Source organism: Halalkalibacterium ligniniphilum, assembly GCF_000334155.1.
GTDB lineage: Bacteria > Bacillota > Bacilli > Bacillales > Bacillaceae_D > Halalkalibacterium > Halalkalibacterium ligniniphilum.
The window spans coordinates 1-3,134 of the sequence record NZ_ANNK01000045.1 but is presented as its reverse complement, the minus strand read 5'-3'; the positions used below and the strand labels follow the sequence as shown (position 1 = coordinate 3,134).

Genomic DNA, 3,134 nt, shown 5'->3' with positions numbered 1-3,134 from the left:
TCAGACCCTTTGATCCATTCTCCATTGATTAAGTTCCCGTATGTGTTTGCTACCCCATTTTGTTCTCCCATTATCGTTCCTCCTATCAATTGAACAGTTTAAAAGCTTAGAAAATAGCCGCTGTCATCAAACGCCATCGGTGCCATTTCACCGATGATTTCCACATTGCCCTGTTTCTCTATTTCGGGCAATAATGCTTCTGACACATAAAGCTCTTCTAAATGAAGGGTATTCGGAATTCGCATAAAACGAATCTCCCCTGGTGCCTTCCCCCAGCTACAACGTATAGCAGCTGAGATTGCTTCCCGATCATTTGCCAGTTTAATTGGGACACTTGCCCGCTTCAAAAATGAACTGGTGATGACATTTTCATTCATCTTTTGGTAATCGATTTTTTGAAACAATCGCTCGGTTGTTAAATCAGCTAATCCGATCCCAAGAGCGTTTCCGTGTGATTCCTCACTGAGATCACTTGCGATGATGTAATGAATTGAAGGAGTTTCAGGCTCAGCCGTTCCTAAAATTCGCAAACGGCCAATAATATTCGTATCCATTCCTGTGCCGCTGTAGTTTTTCCCTATTTTGTCAACATGTAAAATATCTAGGTTGTCAACTGGCAATTTGGGCATCAGCGATTTTGAGAAACGTAGGAGCTCTTGCTCACGCTCTTTAATTGACTGAACAGGGATGACCTCAATTTCAGCCGTATCTTCAAACGCATTTTCTACAATTCCAATTCCCATCAAAATTTTTCCACTTTGAAAAATATGTTCAGCGACAATCGGCATATGATCGCGAATCCCTAGAACACCAAACGTATGAATCGCCTGTGCCTGCTTGTGATTTCCAAGTCCAATGGAAGCAATTTTCATCAAACCACTTTCAATCGAAGCCGAAAAATCAGTATGGGCTTTAATCCGGTTCACAAGAATAACTCCATCTGATTCATAGGCAATCTTATCCATATAGACCGATATGCCCGCTTCTGTCTTACCGAGATCAACGACCTCCATTGAAGAACGAATCGGCGCACCGCAATATCCCTCTGTCACACCTAAGCTCTCAAGAACCTCGATCTGACCTTCAGCAGTAGCTCCACCATGACTTCCCATTGCCGGGACGATAAATGGGTTTGCTCCACGTTTTTTCACTTCTGTGGCCGCTGCTCGAATAATGGTTGCGATGTTGGCTATGCCTCGGCTTCCAGCCGTAATCGCAATATTCATCCCAGCTTGTACTTTTTCTTCAATCTCAGCCTTTGCAAATTCAAGGGCTACCTTTTCATCAATGTTTGAGACGGTAGGACCTGTAAAATGCTGCTTGATCTTAACCACCTTTGGAAAATTCATCTTTATCATCTCCACAATGTCTTTACGTATTATTTTATCAAACTAGGATGACAAGAATGTTAATCACACTTCAACCTAAGTTCCTCTTCACCCTTATTCGTAGAAGAGGGCGGATAAGAAATTCTTATCCGCCTGTGTTCCTTCTAGTAATTGCGAATGGCATCAATTAGTTCTTGGCCAAACACTTCACTATATTTTTCATATACAGGCTGTACAGCATCAATAAATGGTTGAAGATCCGGATCACGGCTGATTTCCATCCCGGCTGCCTCAAGCTCATCCAGGTATTCCTGCTCCATACGTTGAACAACTTGACGCTCATAGTCCCCAGCTTCTTTTGCAGCTTCTAAAAGCGCTTCTTGGTGCTCAGGAGATAATCCATCAAAGAAAGTAGGTGATGTTAATAGAATAGAAGGATTATAGAAATGACCAGTTAATGTAAGATAGTCTTGTACTTCGTTGAAAGCAGATGTATAAATAACTGGAATTGGGTTTTCGTTTCCATCAATAACACCTTGCTGTAACGCCGAGAACAATTCCGTAAAGGCCATTGGTGTTGGAGAAGCTCCAAACGCACTGAACGTTGCCATATGAATTTCATTCTCCATTGTACGCAACTTCAATCCTTGTAAATCTTCAGGCTTTTCAATTGGACGAACATTGTTTGTCACATGACGGAAGCCATTCTCCCACCAAGCAAGCCCTTTTAATGAAATCGGTTCAAGCTTTGCAAGCAATTCGTCACCAATCTCACCATCTAATACAGCATGAGCATGCTCTGCATCACGGAACAAGAATGGTAAGTCAACAACTGTAATATCTTCTACAAATCCACTCATTGGTCCAGTCGAAGTTAACACTAAATCAACCGTACCAATTTGAAGACCTTCTACCATGTCACGTTCGCCACCAAGTGACCCAGCGGCATAGATTTCAACATTGATTTCTCCATTTGTCTTTTCTGCTAGAATTTCTTTAAAATACAATAAACCTTCTTGGTAGTGAGAGGTGTCTGCTAATGTGTGCCCGACTCTAATCGTAATGGCTTCCCCACTTCCACTATCAGCGTCTGCATCATCAGCGCCGCTCGTTGAATCGGTTGATTCAGAGCCACCGCAAGCTGCTAAGACTGCGATGACCATTGTTAAAGCTAACAACATTAGAAATTTCTTCACTTTACTTCCCCCTTAAAGCTATGTTTGTTTTATAACATTCATTGCATGATGCAATGAAGATCGATGACCAAATGCTCCCGCCTTCGTAACAATAGCGGTATTTCTAAATGTTCCTGTCATAACTCTGCAAAGCGGAATTCCTTCTTCAATCTCTTCCACAACTTCAAGAGAATCGATTCCGAGTTGAAGGCAGGTTTGATAAGCAATATCCCCACCTGTAAGAATAAGTCCAGAAACCTCAACCTCTTTTATCAGCTGGCTTGCGAATTGACCGAACATTGAGGCAATGCGATTGCCTAATTCCAGCTTTTCCATTGATGATTCTCGCGCAAACTGCTCAACTGCATCTTTAGCCTCTTTTGTAAGAAGCGTTGTGACAACAAGGTCTTTTCCAACCGAAAGAATCTCTTTTGCTTTCTCTAGCGCTTCCAGCAGTGCTGCTTCATGATTTTTTAGCAACTGAATTGGGTGAATCGACAGAACGTATGCCCCTTGTTCTTCTTGATAAGCAATTTGTTCTCTCGTCACCTCACTCACGCTACCTGCAATCGTCAAGGTCGGTTGTGCACTTTGCTTGTTAATGATTGGCTTATTCTTAGTAACCACTTTT

3 protein-coding genes are annotated in these 3,134 nt (G+C 42.2%); all 3 read right to left on the bottom strand.

Going from position 1 to position 3,134, the window contains the following annotated elements:
- Nucleotides 1–98: 98 nt before the first annotated feature.
- The gene (locus tag BLT_RS0103620) at nt 99–1,349 is read right to left on the bottom strand and encodes a lactate racemase domain-containing protein (RefSeq protein WP_017726449.1); all 1,251 of its coding nucleotides are present in this window, start codon (nt 1,347–1,349) and stop codon (nt 99–101) included.
- Between the two features lie 143 nt (nt 1,350–1,492).
- Nucleotides 1,493–2,524: a TRAP transporter substrate-binding protein gene (locus BLT_RS0103615; RefSeq protein ID WP_017726448.1), complete on the bottom strand. Its 1,032-nt coding sequence runs from the start codon at nt 2,522–2,524 to the stop codon at nt 1,493–1,495.
- Nucleotides 2,525–2,542: 18 nt separating this feature from the next.
- Nucleotides 2,543–3,134: nucleotide-binding domain containing protein (locus BLT_RS0103610; RefSeq protein WP_017726447.1), on the bottom strand; the 592-nt coding region annotated here is incomplete at its 5' end.

Coding starts and splice junctions, on each gene's coding strand:
- BLT_RS0103620 (WP_017726449.1), bottom strand. CDS start 1,349: ATGAATTTTCCAAAGGTGGTTAAGATCAAGCAGCATTTTACAGGTCCT.